Annotated in this window: 16 protein-coding genes; 14 read left to right on the top strand and 2 right to left on the bottom strand. The window is 45.7% G+C overall.

Features of this window, described 5'->3' with window-relative positions:
• Positions 1-3: 3 nt before the first annotated feature.
• On the bottom strand, positions 4-1047 hold the full coding sequence (locus KGF65_RS03200; RefSeq protein WP_105923755.1) for a MucBP domain-containing protein: 1044 nt from the start codon (positions 1045-1047) through the stop codon (positions 4-6).
• A gap of 140 nt (positions 1048-1187) precedes the next feature.
• On the opposite strand from KGF65_RS03200, the gene KGF65_RS03205 reads away from it, so the two are divergent.
• The 11 genes from KGF65_RS03205 (at position 1188) to KGF65_RS03255 (ending at position 12063) form a co-directional block, all read left to right on the top strand.
• Positions 1188-2078, top strand: coding sequence for a LysR family transcriptional regulator (locus tag KGF65_RS03205; RefSeq protein ID WP_105923756.1), 891 nt, complete (start codon positions 1188-1190; stop codon positions 2076-2078).
• 220 nt (positions 2079-2298) lie between these two features.
• Entirely contained in the window at positions 2299-3144 is an 846-nt protein-coding gene (locus KGF65_RS03210; RefSeq protein ID WP_003638271.1) for a sulfite exporter TauE/SafE family protein, read from the top strand.
• Entirely contained in the window at positions 3144-3524 is a 381-nt protein-coding gene (locus tag KGF65_RS03215; protein WP_050340353.1) for a DUF1634 domain-containing protein, read from the top strand. Before KGF65_RS03210 ends, KGF65_RS03215 begins: the two co-directional genes overlap by 1 nt.
• A 659-nt stretch (positions 3525-4183) precedes the next feature.
• A complete protein-coding gene (locus KGF65_RS03220; protein WP_050340352.1) occupies positions 4184-5830 on the top strand; it encodes a peptide ABC transporter substrate-binding protein in 1647 nt (548 codons plus the stop codon).
• A gap of 158 nt (positions 5831-5988) precedes the next feature.
• Positions 5989-6918, top strand: coding sequence for an oligopeptide ABC transporter permease (opp3b, locus tag KGF65_RS03225; protein ID WP_003638274.1), 930 nt, complete (start codon positions 5989-5991; stop codon positions 6916-6918).
• A 3-nt stretch (positions 6919-6921) separates the two neighbouring features.
• The gene (locus KGF65_RS03230) at positions 6922-7956 is read left to right on the top strand and encodes an ABC transporter permease (RefSeq protein WP_088769764.1); all 1035 of its coding nucleotides are present in this window, start codon (positions 6922-6924) and stop codon (positions 7954-7956) included.
• A 15-nt stretch (positions 7957-7971) separates the two neighbouring features.
• Positions 7972-9051 (top strand): ABC transporter ATP-binding protein, encoded by a 1080-nt coding sequence (locus KGF65_RS03235; protein ID WP_003638276.1) that lies wholly within the window; start codon positions 7972-7974, stop codon positions 9049-9051.
• Between the two features lie 6 nt (positions 9052-9057).
• Positions 9058-10023 carry an ABC transporter ATP-binding protein gene (locus tag KGF65_RS03240; protein WP_003638277.1) on the top strand — a complete coding sequence of 322 codons (966 nt, stop codon included), beginning with the start codon at positions 9058-9060 and terminating at the stop codon, positions 10021-10023.
• A 391-nt stretch (positions 10024-10414) separates the two neighbouring features.
• Positions 10415-10804 carry a MarR family winged helix-turn-helix transcriptional regulator gene (locus tag KGF65_RS03245; protein WP_003638278.1) on the top strand — a complete coding sequence of 130 codons (390 nt, stop codon included), beginning with the start codon at positions 10415-10417 and terminating at the stop codon, positions 10802-10804.
• A 199-nt stretch (positions 10805-11003) separates the two neighbouring features.
• Entirely contained in the window at positions 11004-11555 is a 552-nt protein-coding gene (locus tag KGF65_RS03250) for a tyrosine-type recombinase/integrase (protein ID WP_216748578.1), read from the top strand.
• A gap of 64 nt (positions 11556-11619) precedes the next feature.
• Positions 11620-12063 carry a macro domain-containing protein gene (locus KGF65_RS03255; RefSeq protein WP_162255301.1) on the top strand — a complete coding sequence of 148 codons (444 nt, stop codon included), beginning with the start codon at positions 11620-11622 and terminating at the stop codon, positions 12061-12063.
• Between the two features lie 1002 nt (positions 12064-13065).
• Here KGF65_RS03255 and KGF65_RS03260 read toward each other — a convergent pair.
• Entirely contained in the window at positions 13066-15288 is a 2223-nt protein-coding gene (locus KGF65_RS03260) for an ATP-dependent Clp protease ATP-binding subunit (RefSeq protein ID WP_003638280.1), read from the bottom strand.
• 479 nt (positions 15289-15767) lie between these two features.
• On the opposite strand from KGF65_RS03260, the gene KGF65_RS03265 reads away from it, so the two are divergent.
• From KGF65_RS03265 to ptsP, 3 genes are all read left to right on the top strand, one after another.
• Positions 15768-15965 (top strand): hypothetical protein, encoded by a 198-nt coding sequence (locus KGF65_RS03265; RefSeq protein ID WP_088769761.1) that lies wholly within the window; start codon positions 15768-15770, stop codon positions 15963-15965.
• A 149-nt stretch (positions 15966-16114) separates the two neighbouring features.
• Positions 16115-16381 carry a phosphocarrier protein HPr gene (locus KGF65_RS03270; protein WP_216748577.1) on the top strand — a complete coding sequence of 89 codons (267 nt, stop codon included), beginning with the start codon at positions 16115-16117 and terminating at the stop codon, positions 16379-16381.
• Positions 16381-18111: a phosphoenolpyruvate--protein phosphotransferase gene (ptsP, locus tag KGF65_RS03275; protein ID WP_003638283.1), complete on the top strand. Its 1731-nt coding sequence runs from the start codon at positions 16381-16383 to the stop codon at positions 18109-18111. The genes KGF65_RS03270 and ptsP overlap by 1 nt, the downstream gene beginning before the upstream one ends.
• Positions 18112-18700: the final 589 nt, after the last annotated feature.

Here is an 18700-nt window from a genome sequence, read left to right on the forward strand (position 1 = left end):
ATGTTAAGCAAACGGTGGGTCCAATTGCGTCAAGTAACGCCCGGGCAAGTAACCTTGGTCTTGCAGGCGATACCAGACGACACCGTTATCGTCCGCTAACCGTTCGATTAAGTTGACTTGATCGCCGTGGGTAACAGTCGCTAAGTAGCGGCCATACGGTTCAATGTACGTATGCACTTGTTTACCAGGAACAAAGCTCACGATCCCAGTTTGCCGGACCGGACGTTGATTCTGCACGCGGTAGCCAGCCGGGAGCTTGAGTAAGAGTTGGTCGCCGGTGGTCAGTTGCAGATGGGTCTCTGGAATCCACTGGTCGTCGCCAATCGCGTACCAGGTCTCATGCGTCACTAAGCGCACGCGCATGTACGTTTTATAAGTGCTACCTGGCTGTAATTTAGTCAGATAGTTGGTGATCGTTGCGCCTGGATAGGGATAGACCGCGGTCTCGTGATTGATCTGGATAAAACCAGTGCTGAGGTCGGTCTGTTGCCAGTTCTCATTACGATAGAAGAACAGGACGGTCTTCGAAGTCGTCGTGTACTCTCCAGTCACGTCACCCACGGAGCGGAGTAGTTTAAACCCGGCGACGGTCGGTGCGCTGACTTCGTAAGGGGTTCCTAGTTTCCCCCGGTACATGGTCGGCCGACCAATCAGCTCGCGGCGGTCAATATCGTAGGCGTACATCCAGACGGGTTGACCAGCTTGGCGCTCGTAAGTGAGTGTGATGCTGGCCTGTGGTTTGGTGAACCAGCGCGTGAGGCCGTCGATGTTAACGAGGTGGTAACCAGCAATACTGACAGCGGGCAAGTGGATTTCTTCACCAATAGTTCCCGCAATCATGTCGGCTGGTTGTAGCGTATTACCGGCTTGGTCTAAATGGTGGACCAAGATCAGTGCTTCGGTTTGGTTGGTCGCCGGAGTGTCTGCGCGCTGTGCGGTGATGGCCCGGGGCGCAGCTTCTTCCGTGGACGCCGCGGTAGTTTCGGTGCTAGCTTCGGTACTATTTAATGCGTGTAGCATCCCTTTTAGCCGGTCAAGAAACGACACGTGACCACTCCTTTCATTAATAAATTAATTATCACTAGTATAACGCATTCACCAGGCTTCTGACACGCCTTAAATAAATTGTAAACTTCCATTTTTCAGAGTCGTGTATACTAAGATTGTATGACGAGGGGGCCTGAAAAATGAATTTGAAACAATTACGCTATTTCTTGGCGGTGGCTGAAGAGGGGCAGATGACGGCAGCGGCCAAACGGTTACACGTCGCTCAACCACCATTGAGTTATCAAATCAAACAACTGGAGCAAGAACTCGGGGTGACGCTATTCAACCGGCTACCTCAGGGCGTGACGGTGACGGCTGCTGGCAAACTATTGGTTGGCTATGCCCAACAACTGACGCAATTGTCAGCGACGGCCGAAAATAAAGTCCGCGCTTTGGCACACGGGATTACTGGGACTATCAATCTCGGAACCGTGTCTTCTTCGGCGGGAGTGATCCCGAATCTGGCGCTGCGCAAGTGGTTACAGCAGCATGCGGACGTCCAGTTGTCCGTGACAGAGGGCAATACTTACGAGCTACTGGATGATTTGCACAAACGCCTACTGGACGTGGCCGTGTTACGCACGCCATTCAACGGGCAGCATCTGGTGTGTCGCTACTTTCCGGCGGAGCGCATGGCGGCAGTGTTGCCCAAGCAGTACACCCAATTTGCCCATCGACGCCAGTTACGCTTGAGTGACTTAGCACCGTTACCATTGATCAAGTATCGTCGTTTTAACGAGCTCTTTCACGTCGCTTTTTTGGAAGCGGGCCTAACGCCGCACTACTTGATGACCTGTGACGACGCGCGGACCGCGATGCATTGGGCCAGCCGCCAGTTAGGTGTTGCCCTGGTACCACGTTCACTAGCAGAAACTTATGACGGCGGGGACGTGCTGATTCGGTCGTTGGCTGATCACCGGTTCGAAACGCATTTAGCCTTAGTGACGACCAACGAAGCTTTGGAAACGCCGTTAGTGGCCGGCTTTATGGCCCAATTTGAGCAAGCACGACCGTTAGACAACTTTCATTAATTAGCTATCTAAAAATTTAATCGCATTTAAAACAGAGATTGCCAGACTGACGCACTTGATGACGGTTACAGCCCAGTCATCAGTGAAATGATTGATTTTAATGAAAATGTTGTTAAATGCTGTCATGTCGGTGTTTCAAGCCTGGATATTTAAAAATTAGATATGCCCTTAATTAAATGGTACACTTACTATTGAAATTTAAAGGGTGAAGGTGAGTAGGATGATTTATTCGTTGGCATTAATGCTCGGCGTCGGGGTGATTGCCGGTATTTTTGGGGCCGTCTTAGGGATTGGTGGTGGCATGATCGTCACGCCGATTCTGACGTTAGGCCTGGGATTAGATATTAAATATGCCATTGGCGCAAGTATCATTGCCGTGATTGCGACCAGTTCGGGTTCAACCATCGCTTATTTGCGGGATGAAATGTTGAACTTACGGGTCGCGATGTTTTTGGAAATTGCGACCACGGTCGGTGCCGTCCTTGGGGCCGTGTTGACCGGGGTGCTGCATGCGACCTTCCTGTACTTCTTATTTGGCGCGTTACTGGTCTTTACGACCTACAACATGATTCGCAAGTTGATGAGTAAGACGGGGGAGTTACCGACAGTCAAGGATGATGCCTTGGCAACTAAGTTGAATTTAAATGGCACCTACTATGATAAGGCGCTCAAACAACAAGTCGACTATCAGGTCGAAAATGTGCCTGGTGGTTTTACGATGATGTTCGGTGCTGGGTTTGCCAGTGGCTTGCTCGGTATCGGGAGTGGGGCGTTTAAAGTCCTCGCCATGGATACCATCATGCACATGCCACTCAAGCCGTCTTCTGCGACCTCTAACCTAATGATGGGGGTCACGGCGGCTGCCAGCGCGATGGTCTACTTTTTTAATGGTTCCATCAAACCAGGGATTGCGGCGCCGTTAGCTATTGGCATCATCGTCGGGGCCTTGATTGGGTCGCGTATCATGACGCGACTGAAGCCACGCCTGATCCGAATGATTTTTGTGCCAGTGATGCTCTATCTGGGCATTCAAATGATTGCTAAAGGATTCGGGGTGACCATCTAATGGATAAGCAAAAACCAACGAAAGAACAGGAAATGCACGCTGTTGAAATGATGATTGGCTACATTTTACGAATTGGGGTCATCGTTTCAGCGATTGTGATTATTATCGGCATGCTACTAATGTTGATGACGGGTAATGGCGGCTATGCAAATGGCATGGAGCCCCACACCGTTGCGGCTATTTTAGCTGGCGTAGTGGCCTTGAAACCATATGCCGTCATCATGTTAGGTCTCTTCCTATTGATTTTAACGCCGACATTGCGGGTCGCTGTCTCAATTTACGCGTTTGCCGTTGAACGTGACCGCCTCTATGTCTGGATCACGACCGTTGTATTGGTGATTCTGATCGTTGCGTCGATTATTGGTTATTTGGGAAATTAACTTCGAAAGTCAAAAGCGGCCAGCTGAGATTCGCTGGAAACACTGCGAGTTACTGTAAACTTTCTGTGGTGGCGGCGTCCTACGCCGGCTTCCAGGCATCCTGGGCAATGGCCTGAAACATACTAAGCTTAATGGTGGACATGTGAAAGTTGTGTTCCGACAATTGTCATCCAGCCCCGGAAGTCGGACTAGGAGCTCACTAGCTGACGAACAGTAATCCAAACCGGCACGATTTAATCATGATTTATGCCCAATTAACTAGCACAATGTGTGCAATTATAATTATTAAGAGAATGCTGATAAAAATCAGCATTCTTTTTTTGATTCAGGGGTTTTAGCTGTTTTGACTAACGCAAAAAAAGTCAATTTGAGGGCAATAATTGCCAAATTGGAATTATTTATTAAGAAAATTTGCTGATTGTATTCGCTTGCTAATTCAACGCCCCTGTGCGATGATAAATCCTGATAAGACGGCGTTTTAAAGCGTCTTTATCAATGGGGATAATAGTCAAAAAACAGAACAGTTAAGATAATTATGACGAAATAATGATAAAAATTAGAGTTTAGGATTGATTTTAATTTATTTATAATATACAATTACTTTAACTTTTCGAGGGAAAAGCACACACAAATCATTTTAAGGTTAGGGGTTGGGTTTTATGAATTTTAAAACAGCTGCAAAAGTAACCGTCGTTGCTGGCGCATCCGTCTTATTCTTAGCGGCTTGTGGCTCAAGCAAGAGCTCATCAAGTTCGTCGAAGCAAACGGCCAATTGGACCGAATCAGCAGAATTACCAACGATGGATATTTCTAAATCTACCGATGTCGTTAGTTCTAATGCACTGAATAACACCAACGAAGGGTTGTATCGTTTAGGGAAGAACGGTAAAGTCACTCCCGGAATTGCAAAATCCACTAAAGTTACTAATGGTGGGAAGACATATACGTTCACTTTACGGAAGAACGCAAAATGGAGTAACGGTGATAAAGTTACTGCCAAAGACTTTGTTTATGGTTGGCAACGAACCGTTAATCCTAAGACTGCGTCACAATACGCATACTTATATTCAGGTATCAAAAATGCTGACGCCATTGTCAACGGCAAGAAGCCAGTTTCAAGCTTAGGGATCAAGGCTGATGGCGACTACAAGTTGACCGTTACCTTGGATAAACCAATTGCTTATTTCGACAAGTTAATGGGCTTTGTTAACTTCTTCCCACAAAATGAAAAAGTGGTCAAGAAGTATGGTTCTAAGTATGGGACAAGCAGTAAGGCAATGGTTTATAACGGACCTTACAAGATGACTGGTTGGACTGGGACAAACCTTTCTTGGACCTTGAAGAAGAATAACGATTATTGGGACAAGAAGAACGTCAAGATGGATTCTATCAAGTACCAAGTTGTCAAGGACGCTTCAACTGGTTTGAACTTGTTCAACTCTAACAAGGTCGACTTTACGACACTTTCCAACGAACAAGTTAAGAACTACAAGAATGACAAGAACTACTTAGTTCGGAAGACCGCTTCAACGTTCTACGTTGAATTCAATCGTGATGATAGTAACGCAACCTTGGCAAAGGCCTTCAAGAATAAGAAGATTCGTCAAGCCTTGTCACTCGCTATCAACCGGAAGTCTTACGTTAACAATACGTTAGGTAACGGTTCAACCGTTTCTAAAGGTTATGTTTCTGAAGACTTAGCCGAGAATCCGAAGACGGGTAAAGACTTCACGAGTGATGCCGCCGTTCCATCTGCCGTTGAATACAACTTAACCAAGGCCAAGAAGCTTTGGAAAGAAGGTATGAAGGAAATCGGCGAAAGTAAGTTGAGCATCAAGTTGCTTTCTGATGATACCGATGGCGCCAAGAAGTCAACTGAATTCATTCAAGGGGCTTGGGAGAAATTACCTGGTTTAACTGTTTCTAACCAAAATGTACCGTTCAAGACGCGTCTGCAACGGTCACAAAGTGGGAACTTTGACACGGTTATCTCTGCATGGAACGCTGACTTCACTGACCCAATTTCCTTCTTATCACTCTTTACGTCAGACAACTCATACAACAACGGGAAGTATGACAGTGCTGCATACGACTCAGCTGTGAAGAAGGCTGAAGGCGCAGACTCCAACAACAAGAGTGCACGTTGGGCTGATATGGTTGCGGCTGAAAAGCAATTGATGAATGATCAAGGGGTCATCCCAATTTATCAACAAGCTTCAGCAACGTTGACACGGAGTAATCTCAAGGGCATCATTTACAACACGGCCGGTTCTCAATATAACTTGAAGTACATGTCTGTTAAATAATGATGTAAATCTACAGTAATAAAATGTGTGTGCTTTAACTGAACGAATGTGAAACAAAGGGGTAAGGATTGACACATTGTTAATCCTTACCATTTTGTTTTATAATGAGGGATGTCATTATTTTTTAAGTCGATTTTAATAGAATGCGAGGAATTCTCATGAGAAAGTATCTTTTAAAGCGGATATTTTACTTGTTCCTGACATTATTCATTGTGGCAACCGCCACGTTCTTCTTAATGAAGTTAATGCCTGGGACTCCGCTTCAAAATGAAGCTAAATTGACGCCGAGTGAAAAAGCGTCGATTTTAGCCCAATATGGGTTGGACAAACCCGTTTGGTTGCAGTACTTCATCTACATTGGCGGCATCTTCAAAGGGAGCCTGGGGTTATCCTTCCAGTTCTCTGACCAAGCTGTCAGCTATCTGATTGGTAGTCGGATGGGCCCGTCAATGCAGTTAGGTGGCCAAGCACTGGTCGTTGGGATTATCTTAGGGATTATCCTGGGTGCCGTGGGAGCCATCAAGAAAGATACTTGGGCTGACCGCTTAGCAACGATTTTATCGATTTTAGGCATCGCGGTACCAAGTTTCGTCTTAGCCATCTTGCTACAGTATTACCTGGGCTTAAAAGTCGGTTGGTTCCCAGTTGCTGGTTGGGAAGGATTTGCTTACACGATCTTGCCAACACTGGCGCTGGCCGCAAGCCCGTTGGCCGAAACGGCGCGGTTTATCCGGACCGACATGGTCGATGTACTGAGTTCAGATTATATTGAACTTGCGAAGGCGAAAGGGCTATCGAAGTTTGGCATCGTTTATCACCATGCCTTGCGAAATAGTTTGATTCCAATGGTCACCTTGATTGGACCACTGGCTGCGGCGTTGATGACCGGTTCCATGGTTGTTGAAAATATCTTCTCAGTACCCGGGATTGGGGAACAATTCGTTAAGTCGATTTTGGTTAACGATTACCCAACCATCATGGGTGTGACGATTTTCTACTCAGCACTGCTTTGCTTACTATTATTGTTGACCGATATCGTCTACGGAATTATTGATCCGCGGATTCGTTTAAGTGGAAATGGGGACTAGTTAATGGCAGAAAATCCAAGTAGTATTGAAATTAAGCCCGGCGACTTCGAGCCGTTAGACAAGCAAGCGGGTCCTGATAATGAACGGATCGCAGCGCCTTCACTGACTTTCGGCCAAGACGTTTGGCGGCGGCTGAAGTCGAATAAGACCGCCTTTGTCAGTTTTATCGTGTTAGTGTTCTTGTTCTTAGTGGCTTTCGGTGGTCGAGCAGTGTATCACGTTGACCCGAACGCCCAAGCACCCAAGTACGCTAACTTACCACCGAAGATTCCGGGTGTGAACATTCATGGGTTGAATGGTCACTTGACGCAATCTGGTAAGGATGTCGATGCCTATGCCGCAGCGGGTGCTAAGTCTGATGTGCACTACATTTTAGGGACTGACTATCTAGGTCGGGACTTGCTTGCGCGGATTATGTATGGGACTCGGATTTCCCTTGAAATTGCGTTGATTGCCACCTTGATTGACTTGACGATTGGTGTCGGGTTCGGGATACTCTCCGGTTGGAAAGGTGGGCGAGTCGATTTGTTCATGCAACGTGTGATTGAAATCCTCTCGTCCATCCCTCAATTAGTTATCATGGTGTTAATGGCAACGGCCTTCACGAAGACCGGGATGGCATCTATCATCGCAGCGATTGCGATTACCGGGTGGACCACGATGGCCCGTTTGACCCGTGCCCAGACGTTGCAACTGAAGAACCAAGACTTTATTTTGGCGGCTCGGACCTTAGGTGAATCGCCAGTCAAAATTGCTTGGAAACACTTGTTACCTAACCTTTCAAGTGTCATCATCATTCAAACGATGTTCACGATTCCAAGTGCGATCTTCTTCGAAGCGTTCTTGAGTTATATCGGGATTGGGATCAGTTCACCACAAGCTTCATTGGGGACGTTGATTTCCGATGGACAGAAGAACTTCCAATTCTTGCCATACCAGATGTGGTACCCAGCCATCGTGCTGATTATCCTGATGCTCGCCTTCAACTTGTTAGGTGACGGGATGCGCGATGCGTTTGATCCAAAGTCGAAACGTTAGGAGGACGGCAGAACTATGGATAAACCGGAAAATGTCATTGAAGTCCGTAACTTGGAAATCAATTTCCACACTTATGCGGGCGAAGTTAAAGCCATCCGTGACGTTAGCTTTGATTTACGTAAGGGTGAAACCTTGGCCATCGTTGGTGAATCAGGGTCTGGTAAGTCAGTGACGACCCGTTCACTGATGGGCTTGCTGGCACCGAATGCTGAAATTAAACGTGGATCGATCATGTTCCACGGCGAAGATATTATTAAGAAGTCTGAAAAGGAAATGCAGAATATTCGTGGTAAGGATATTGCCATGATCTTCCAAGATCCGATGACTTCATTAGACCCGACGATGCGGATCGGGATGCAAATCGCCGAACCGTTGATGAAACATAAAGGGTTGAAGAAAAAAGAAGCCATTGCGCAAGCTTTGGAAATGTTAAAGCTGGTTGGGATCACTAATCCTGAAGGCCGAATCAATGATTATCCTTACCAATTCTCTGGTGGGATGCGGCAACGAATCGTGATTGCGATCGCGTTGGTCTGCTACCCAGAAGTGCTGATTGCCGACGAACCAACCACTGCGTTGGACGTGACGATTCAAGCACAGATTCTGGATTTGATGAAGGACTTACAGAATCGTATCGATACTTCCATCATTTTCATCACTCATGATTTGGGCGTCGTGGCTGGGATGGCTGACCGAGTGGCCGTTATGTACGCGGGTAAAATCGTGGAATACGGCACGGTCGATGAAATCTTCTTCAATCCCCAACATCCATATACGTGGGGCTTATTGAACTCAATGCCGACGTTGGATACGGAAAGTGGCTCGTTGTCTGCTATTCCAGGGACGCCACCTGATTTACTGGAACCACCAGTCGGGGACGCCTTTGCAGCGCGGAGTGACTACGCCATGAAGATCGATACTGAAAAGGAACCACCGTTCTTCAAAGTATCAGATACGCACTATGCGGCGACCTGGTTGCTTCATCCAGACGCACCTAAAGTCACACCACCGGCCGAAATCGTCCGGCGGCAACAAAAGTTTGCGGCGATGCAAAAGCCACAACCACCAATTCCAGATCCTGCAGCAAAGGAGTAAGTAGACATGCCTGAAGAACGTAAGAAAATTCTAGAAGTTCGCCATTTAAAGCAATACTTTAATGTCGGCAAAAAAGATGAAGTCCGGGCCGTTGACGACGTCTCCTTTGACATTTATGAAGGTGAAACGTTCGGTCTAGTTGGTGAATCCGGTTCAGGGAAGACCACGACCGGCCGCTCAATCATTCATCTATATGAACCGACTGATGGTGAAATCATTTTTAATGGGAAAGACGTCTCTAAATTACGCACGAAAAAAGAACGGCATGAATTTCGGCGTGAGATTCAGATGATTTTCCAAGATCCATACGCGTCACTGAATCCACGGATGAAGGTCAAGGATATTGTCGCTGAAGGGATCGATATTCACGGCTTAGCCAAGGATGACGACGACCGGACCAAGCAGGTGGAAGACTTGCTGGAAACGGTTGGTCTGAACAAGGACCATTCCAGCCGGTATCCACATGAATTCTCTGGTGGGCAACGGCAACGGATCGGGATTGCCCGGGCGCTAGCCGTTGAACCTAAATTCATCATTGCTGACGAACCAATCTCAGCACTGGACGTTTCGATTCAAGCCCAAGTGGTTAACTTGATGAAGGAACTCCAAGTTAAGCAGAACTTGACGTATCTGTTCATCGCCCATGACTTGTCAATGGTCAAGTACATCAGTGACCGCATCGGCGTCATGCACTACGGTAAGATTCTAGAAATTGGTCCAGCTGATGAAGTTTATAATCATCCGCTACACAAGTACACTGAAAGTCTGATTTCAGCGGTACCCGTGCCAGACCCTGAGTTCGAACGTAACCGTAAGCAAGTGCCTTACGATGAAACGACTGAACATGATGGCAAGAAGCGCCGGATGGTTGAAATTGCCCCAGGACACTTTGTCCGGGCAACTGAAGATGAGGTGCCTATTTACACCAAGCGAGCAATTGACGCTGGCTTGATTACGGAATTCTCTGAATAAACACATTGAAACGGACGGCGAGCAAGGATGCTTCGCCGTCCGTTTTGATTGTCATCTGATAAGCTGATTAATTAACAACCATTATAATTAACTCATGTTAACTTGAAATATAAATTTAACATTTTTTAGATATTAATACTGAACGGCGTGTGATGCTTGTACTGACAAGGGATAGCAGGGTTCCTTGCCAGATTCAACGATTACCTGCAGTAAAAGTTATTTGTGTAAAACTTGTAATTATGTAATAATAATAACGTTAATAAAGCTTGTTAACGAACTATTCATCTTAATAATTGATTCGCACCATTTTTTTTAAAAATCATGCGAGTAGGTTTTGATTTCTTTGGATAGTTGATGAGAAAGAGTGAAATTCAGGAAGGATGCTGTTAGTATGCAACAACCAATTAACTATATTATGAATATTATGCACCTGGAACGTGACCTTAAGCGGCTCACGTCTAATTGGTCGTCGATGACGGGATTGAGCTTAAACGAATTGCGAATCTTAGTTTACGTCGAACAGCGCCCAGGAATCCAAATCGGCGATGTCGCCACTGCTTTGAATGTCGCCAAAGCGTCATTAGCTCAAAATATTGGGACGTTGATTACCCAAGGTTGGTTGAAGAGTCAGCCCATCAAGCAAGATCGGCGGCTACGTGTTTTAACGTTGACGAAGACTGGTCAGGAGCGGATGAAGGCAGTTGATGAACAGTTGACCCAGTCACTGGATTCAGCACCAGCAACTCAATTAGCGAGTCAATTATCAACGCTGCAGCCCTAAGGCGGGGGCCAATGCGGCTAATTAAGCGAATATGAAAATAAAGTGCGGGACAAAGGGTTGATTCTCTTTGGCCCGCGTTTTTACGTTGAGCAATATTGACCTGGGGATGAGCATAATTCATTAAAAATAGCGTGGGTTAGTTTAAGCTAGGTTAAGCAATTTGAACTGAATAAAAATTAATTGAGGTGTAAGCGAGCGTATGCATTATAATGTAGAACCACTGCGGACGTCCCAGGAAATCGATGATTTTTTATGGGCCGTCTCGCAAGCGCGTTATGGGGAACGCAATCGGATGATCGTGCTAGTCGGCATCAATACCGGTCTGCGGATGAGTGATATTTTGAGGTTAACAGTCGGCCAAGTTCGGGGCAAAGAACGAGTCATGATCATTGAACAGAAAACTGGCAAGAAACGCTGGTTATTTTTGAAGAATCTCAAGTCAGAATTATTACATTTCACCCAGTACCGAGCTCCCAGTGAGCCACTGTTCTGTAGTGGTCGAGGTGGGGCGCTAACTGTCAACGGCGTCTACCGCATCTTTCAGACCGCCAGTGATTTTCTCGAACGAGATGACATCGGCACCCACACATTACGTAAGACGTTTGGTTATCATTATTATCAACAAACTCATGACATTGCCAGCTTGATGATGATTTTTAACCATTCCAGTGAGCAGGTCACCAAGCCCTATATTGGTATCGAACGTGATAATATGGAACAACAGTTGTGGGACTTTCGGTTGGGGGTGTAGGTAGTATTGGCTAAAGGCTTGTCGGATGGGTTGTTTCGAAAAAGATGAATACGGGGGCCGAATAATGATCATGTACGTTGAATCAAGTCTTTTTGACAGTCCTGCTCAAGTGCTAGTGAATCCTGTCAATACCGTTGGGGTGATGGGAAAGGGGCTGGCACTTCAATTCAAGCAACGATATCCGGAAATGTTTACCAATTATCCACACTTTTGCGACAGTGGGGCGCTGACAGTCGGAAAACTTTATCTATACAAAACACCAGGAAAGTGGGTTTTAAATTTTCCAACGAAAAAGAATTGGCGAAATAAATCGCAATTAGCCTATATCGAGGTCGGGCTACAGAAGTTTGTCGCGACTTATCAGGAAAAGGGCATCGAATCTATTTCATTTCCACAGTTGGGTGCCGGCAATGGTGGTCTTGACTGGGAGCGAGAAGTTAAGCCACTGATGGAGAAGTATTTAGGAGAATTGCCGATTACGGTCTATATCCATTGCTATCTTGCTTAGGAAAAGGGCTGAAATAGAATAATGTCGAATGAATACTTGGAATACACATTGTATTAGTTAATTGTCATGGATCATGATTAAATCGTACTGTTTTGGATTGCTGTTCGTCAGCCGGCCCCTCCAGTCGGGAAGCCGCTCGAATGGCAGATGAACGGCCACCTATCTTGGTACAATTAACCGCTGAACGTTTAGCAGCTGGTCCTTTAGGCAAATTTTAATCGGTATCGATGATGCTTTATGGCATTTAAGTACTGAGAGGATTACCTGAATATTTTTCAATACTTCCAGCGGACACTAGTCTTGAATTTAGTCCCCGAATTTAGTCAATAAACTCACCTGTACTGACAATTTGAAACTTTGCTATCTCAGGCGATTAGAGAGAAAATCTCACATTTTCAGTGAGGACACATGTTTGAAGCATTAGATCATGGGTCAGAAAGCTTGGTTATTGTTAGAACTAGTCTCACAGTTAAATATCAAAATGACCGTGTCCCCGGAAACCAACGACTAATCCCACAAAAAGTTGAGTCCGCACATGTCTGTCTTTCGAATACAATTCAGGCTGGAAGGTGTTTCTGACAATGCTCAGCGATGAAATTCCACTTAGCAAGCGTTGTGTGCTTGGTTAGTGGAAGACCAGTATTTAAGACGTGGGCTTTCGGCTTAAATCTGTGTCCATCGCGTTCCAGCGTTGTCAGAAATACCTGGAAGCCGACATAGGACGACCCTATCACAGCAGGTTTACGCTAACTCGCACTGTTTCCAGCGGGTCTCAGCTGGCAGTTCTTGAACTTATAAAATGGCATGATTTAACCATCTTTAAGGCTAAAGAATAACTAGCACAACGCGTATTGAATATTAGATTTCTGTCCTTCAGGCAATTTTTTAACCAATATGATGATATTTTACAGCATTTACACGCACAACGTGTTTGCAGAATAAAAAAGGTAGGTCAATGCCGGACGTAAATCCGGGCATTAACCTACCTTTTTAAAGCCTCAATTATTCAGCCTTAGTCTCCGCAGCTAAGACGATCTTGCCGTCTTCAACCTTAGCGACCATGTTCTTAACATCGCCGTGATCCAAATAGAAGTCAGCGATTCGGTCTTCAATCTGTTCTTGAATGACACGCCGAAGTGGACGAGCACCCATTTGTGGGTTGTAGCCCAATTCAACGAGTTTTTCTTCAACTGGTTCAGTAACATGAACGTGCAGCCCTTGGTTAGCGAGCATGCCGTTGACATCTTCAATCATCAAGCCAACGATCTTCATCAAGTTTTCCTTGGAAAGGGCGTTGAATTGAATGATGTCGTCGAAGCGGTTCAGGAATTCAGGCTTGAAGTAATCCGTTAACCGACTAGTAATGTCGTGCGTCTTACCCTCAGCCGCAGCACCGAACCCGACGTTAGCTTCGCTGTCACCAGTACCGGCGTTAGACGTCATGATGATGATGGTATCCTTGAAGCTGACGGTCCGACCTTGAGAATCGGTCAAACGACCATCGTCAAGAATTTGCAGGAACATGTGCATGACGTCAGGATGAGCCTTTTCAACTTCGTCTAGTAAGACCAAGCTGTATGGGTGACGCCGAACTTGTTCAGTAAGCTGACCGGCTTCTTCATACCCAACATAGCCAGGCGGTGAACCAATCAACTTAGCCACTGAATGTGGTTCCATGTATTCACTCATGTCAAAGCGAATCATGGCATCCTCTGAACCAAATAGTTCCTTCGCTAATTGCTTAGCAAGTTCCGTCTTACCAACCCCAGTAGGGCCGACGAACATAAACGAACCGATTGGCCGACCAGTGCCGTTCAAACCGATCCGGTTACGACGAATCGCGCGGGCAACGGCGTCAACTGCTTGGTCTTGACCAATGACGTTACTCTTCAAGTCAGGGGCCAAGGTCTTCATTTGAGCCTGTTCCTTAGCTTGTAAGTCACCGACTGGAATACTCGTCTTTTCTTCGACGATTTGTTCCATATCTTTGACGGTCACAGTGGCCGTGTCGTTGTTAGGCTGATCTGCATTTTCATCAGGCTTAGCCTTTTCCAACTTAGCGACTTGATCACGATAGTAAGCAGCTTTTTCGTAGTCTTCCTTCTTCAAGGCATCCTGCTTTTGCTTCTCCGCTTCGTCGATCTTTTCCTGAATCGTCTTAGGATCGACCGTCTTCAAAGTCAAGTTCTTACGTGAACCAGCTTCATCGAGTAAGTCGATGGCCTTGTCAGGTAAGAACCGGTCTTGAATGTAACGGTTCGATAACTTGACCGCAGCGACGATTGCATCTTCGTCGTACTTCACGTGATGGTAATCTTCGTACTTCTTTTGAATACCCTTGAGAATCTTAATGGATTCTTCGACGCTTGGTTCGTTGACCGTCACTGGTTGGAACCGACGGGCGAGGGCGGCATCCTTTTCGATGTCCCGGTATTCATTTAAGGTGGTTGCCCCAACTAATTGGAAATCACCACGGGCAAGGGCCGGCTTCAAAACGTTGCCAGCGTCCATCCCGCCTTCAGCATTGCCGGCACCCATGATTTCATGGATTTCGTCAATGAAGAGGACGATGTTCGGATTGCTCTGAACTTCTTTCATTAATTGTTGCATCCGTTGTTCGAACTGGCCGCGAATCCCGGTTCCTTGAACAAGGGAAGCCACGTCCAAACGAATGATTTCTTTATCTAACAGTTTTTGTGGAACTTGACCAGCAACGATTTTCTGTGCTAAGCCTTCCACGACCGCCGTCTTACCAACCCCGGCTTCACCAATCAAAACAGGATTGTTCTTCGTCCGGCGGTTCAAGATCTCGATAACACGGTTGATTTCGTTATCGCGACCGATGACCGGGTCGATTTTACCCTGCTTGGCTTGCGCCGTTAAGTTGAAGCCATATTGGCCAAGGAGACCACCGCCGTTATTGTTGCCACGACGATTGCCGCCACCATTAGGACCAGCTGGCTGGGTCGGTGGGGTCTGTTGCTGCCGGTAAGCGTTATTGGAATCAACGCCGCCCTGCATTGCACGGAAAATGTCGTCAAGACCACCAAAACCGAATGGATCTTGTGCCATATCAGCACCTCCAACTCCGTTATTTGGTTGCTGTTCCTGATTCTTTAGCAGTTGATAGCAATTTTGACAAAGATTGATTTGTCGCCGCTGACCGTTGACGCTCGTATATAAATGGATCGTCGCTTCGTTCTTATGGCAATTGTCACAAAGCATTATGCTGTCACACACCTTTCGCATCAGAAATATAACTAAACCACTAGGGCTATAGTTAAAGGTTCAAGGATTTGTTTGACCTTTGTTGACCTTTGACTATTAGTATAGCGAATTTACGGACCGTTGCAAGCGAAAAGTCTCAAAATCAAAACTGGAAATTGTCTGACCAACTTGCAGCAGGTTGTATTAATTTAGTTATTTCCGAATAGTCTGGATAGTTGCAACTCATGGCTTGTCTTGTAACCGGATTCGTTGTATATTAATTATCTGGCTAGTAACAGTCCGGATGCAACCGTCTGTCTATATTATAGTACAAAGCGGTTTTTTTGCATGGATTGCGCCTGACCAGTTTTGATGTTTTGAGCACGGCTTTTCATTAGCAGCCGTCAGCTGTTAGTGAGCGGCGGAAGGTCGGGCCTGAAACGTCAAAAGGATGGTGCAGCGATGGCTCAACCAGACTTTGAGGAGGTGGCAATGAATTGGCAACGGATTATACCCAATTAATGGAAGCGTTACGCACGGGCGAACAGGAAACGTTCACTGTGACGCCGGAAGAATTCATGGCTTTTCACGATGCGTATATGAAATATGAGTATCGGAAGAGAGTGATTGGAACGGCGGACCTCGATGGCCGCATTGTTTACCATTTTGAGAAGGATGGTACAGCAACCAATTAATAGGCCTAGCTTGAATGAAAGGGCTTGTATTTTAATTGGATAATTGCTATCATCATTATTAAGGGCTCCTGAGTAGACGTGTTGGCGGCAACTCGAATTCACTCGGAACCAATTTTAAATTTATCTATCTTGAAGGAGATCGAATAGTTATGAAAAAGAAAGAATTTCACGTAATCGCAGACACTGGTATCCACGCACGTCCAGCTACTTTATTGGTACAATCAGCAAGTAAGTTCAACTCAGAAATTACGTTGCAATACCAAGACAAGTCAGTTAACTTGAAGTCCATCATGGGTGTTATGTCACTCGGTGTTGGTAAAGATGCTGACGTTACCATTTCTGCAGAAGGTGCCGACGAAGCCGACGCTATTGCAGCTTTAACTGAAACGATGAAGAAAGAAGGATTATCTGAATAATGGCTGAAAAGGTACTAAAAGGAATTGCGGCCAGTGATGGTATCGCAATTGCTAAGGCCTATATGCTAGTTGATCCAGATTTATCATTCGAAAAAACAACGGTCTCCGATACGGATGCTGAAGTTGCACGGTTACATGATGCTTTTGATGCTTCCAAGGCAGAACTAAAGGTCATTAAAGACAAAGCGGTTGAAAACTTGGGTGAAGAAGAAGCAGAAGTTTTTGAAGCTCATATCACCATTTTGTCTGACCCAGAAATGCTTGGACAAATTGAAGGTAAAATCAAGGATGATAAAGTCAATGCAGAAGAAGCCTTGAAGGAAGTTACGGATACTTTCATTTCAATGTTCGAAGCAATGACGGATAATGCATATATGCAAGAACGAGCCGGTGATATTCGCGACGTGACGAAGCGGGTCTTAAGTCACTTGTTAGGGGTTACCTTACCAAGTCCAGCTTTGATTGACTCCGAAGTTATCGTGGTTGCCCACGATTTAACACCTAGTGATACTGCTCAACTTGATCGTAAGTATGTTAAGGGCTTCATTACTGATATTGGTGGTCGGACGAGTCACTCCGCTATCATGTCACGGACGCTCGAAATTCCAGCGGTCGTTGGTTCCGAATCAGCCACAGCTGATATCAAGGCGGGCGACACGGTCGTCTTAGATGGTATCAACGGTGATGCTTTGGTTGAACCAACCGACGCCGAAGTAACGGATTACGAACAAAAGGCGAAGGACTTCGTGGCGCAAAAAGCTGAATGGGCTAAGTTGAAGAATGAAGCTACTGTTTCTAAAGACGGTAAGCACTTCGAATTAGCTTCAAACATCGGGACTCCAGACGATATGGATGGGGTTTTGGATGCTGGCTCAGAAGCCATTGGGTTATTCCGGTCAGAATTCTTGTACATGAATAGTTCAGAATTACCTGACGAAGAGACGCAATTCCAAGCTTACAAGAAGGTTGTCGAAGGCATGAACGGCAAACCCGTGATTGTCCGGACCATGGATATCGGTGGCGATAAGGAATTACCTTACTTGCCATTACCTGATGAAATGAACCCATTCTTGGGTTACCGGGCGATTCGGATTTCGCTTGATCGTGATGACATTTTCCGGACCCAGTTACGCGCGTTATTACGGGCGTCCCACTATGGTCAATTACGGATTATGTTCCCAATGATTGCCACTCTTGATGAATTCCGCAAGGCCAAGGCCATCTTCGAAGAAGAAAAGGCTAAGTTGGTCGCTGCTGGGACACCAGTTGCAGATGACATCAAACTTGGGATTATGATCGAAATCCCTGCTGCCGCAATTTTGGCTGACCAATTTGCTAAGGAAGTTGACTTCTTTAGTATTGGGACCAACGACTTGATCCAATATTCCTTTGCTGCTGACCGTGGTAACGAACAAGTTTCATACTTGTATCAACCATACAACCCATCGTTGTTACGTTTGATCAAGCATGTGATTGACGCTGCTCACGCTAACGGTCGCTTCACAGGGATGTGTGGTGAAGTTGCTGGGGACCAAATCGCGGTACCATTACTGATGGGCTTAGGCTTGGATGAATTCTCAATGAGTTCAACTTCCGTGCTTAAGACGCGTTCATTGATGAAGAAGCTTGATACTAAGGAAATGGCTAAATTAGCTGATAAGGCGCTTAACGAGTGTGTTACCAACGAAGAAGTCAAAGAATTAGTTGAAAAGAACGTCTTTGATAAGTAATCAACATTAAGCGATTCAGGAAAGAGTAAATCTGCGGATTTGCTCTTTTTTTGCATTTTTGGGGTTAGGTTGAATTATTTGGGATGGAAGTGTCGGTAGAAAGCTAGTTATTTAAAACTTGGAGACATCATGGGCTAGTACGTTGATGTCGCAAGCCTGTCAGTGTATGGAAGCTGGAGTGGTGTGATTGCCAATTTTTTAAACGATTACTGGTTTCCAACCGGATTTGAAATTTAGACACGGCTTTGGTAAAATTCTAGCTCAGACGCAAATTATTATGGCGTATACGTACGTTGAAAGTATATCAATCGGATAGTAGTAGACGATGTACCAACACGGGGAACTGAGATAATTGAGTATGCTGGTTAGTATCGATAAATGATGCCTAAATCAATATCGTGGCGCAATAGCAGCATTTTCCAGATGAATAACACTAAAGTCATTAGGAAGTTAGGCAATAAGTTATTGTGCTTTGTCTATTTGGTGATTAATTCAATGGCAAACGTTAAGTCAGATTTGCACTGAATGCTGAGTCAATCATGATTTCTGCAGGCCTATTTGGAATCGACTGAATTTTTCTTCGATACGA

Source organism: Lactiplantibacillus sp. 30.2.29 (genome assembly GCF_018991255.1).
Lineage (GTDB): Bacteria > Bacillota > Bacilli > Lactobacillales > Lactobacillaceae > Lactiplantibacillus > Lactiplantibacillus pentosus.

Coding starts and splice junctions, on each gene's coding strand:
- KGF65_RS03205 (WP_105923756.1), top strand. CDS start 1,188: ATGAATTTGAAACAATTACGCTATTTCTTGGCGGTGGCTGAAGAGGGG.
- KGF65_RS03210 (WP_003638271.1), top strand. CDS start 2,299: ATGATTTATTCGTTGGCATTAATGCTCGGCGTCGGGGTGATTGCCGGT.
- KGF65_RS03215 (WP_050340353.1), top strand. CDS start 3,144: ATGGATAAGCAAAAACCAACGAAAGAACAGGAAATGCACGCTGTTGAA.
- KGF65_RS03220 (WP_050340352.1), top strand. CDS start 4,184: ATGAATTTTAAAACAGCTGCAAAAGTAACCGTCGTTGCTGGCGCATCC.
- opp3b (WP_003638274.1), top strand. CDS start 5,989: ATGAGAAAGTATCTTTTAAAGCGGATATTTTACTTGTTCCTGACATTA.
- KGF65_RS03230 (WP_088769764.1), top strand. CDS start 6,922: ATGGCAGAAAATCCAAGTAGTATTGAAATTAAGCCCGGCGACTTCGAG.
- KGF65_RS03235 (WP_003638276.1), top strand. CDS start 7,972: ATGGATAAACCGGAAAATGTCATTGAAGTCCGTAACTTGGAAATCAAT.
- KGF65_RS03240 (WP_003638277.1), top strand. CDS start 9,058: ATGCCTGAAGAACGTAAGAAAATTCTAGAAGTTCGCCATTTAAAGCAA.
- KGF65_RS03245 (WP_003638278.1), top strand. CDS start 10,415: ATGCAACAACCAATTAACTATATTATGAATATTATGCACCTGGAACGT.
- KGF65_RS03250 (WP_216748578.1), top strand. CDS start 11,004: ATGCATTATAATGTAGAACCACTGCGGACGTCCCAGGAAATCGATGAT.
- KGF65_RS03255 (WP_162255301.1), top strand. CDS start 11,620: ATGATCATGTACGTTGAATCAAGTCTTTTTGACAGTCCTGCTCAAGTG.
- KGF65_RS03260 (WP_003638280.1), bottom strand. CDS start 15,288: ATGCTTTGTGACAATTGCCATAAGAACGAAGCGACGATCCATTTATAT.
- KGF65_RS03270 (WP_216748577.1), top strand. CDS start 16,115: ATGAAAAAGAAAGAATTTCACGTAATCGCAGACACTGGTATCCACGCA.
- ptsP (WP_003638283.1), top strand. CDS start 16,381: ATGGCTGAAAAGGTACTAAAAGGAATTGCGGCCAGTGATGGTATCGCA.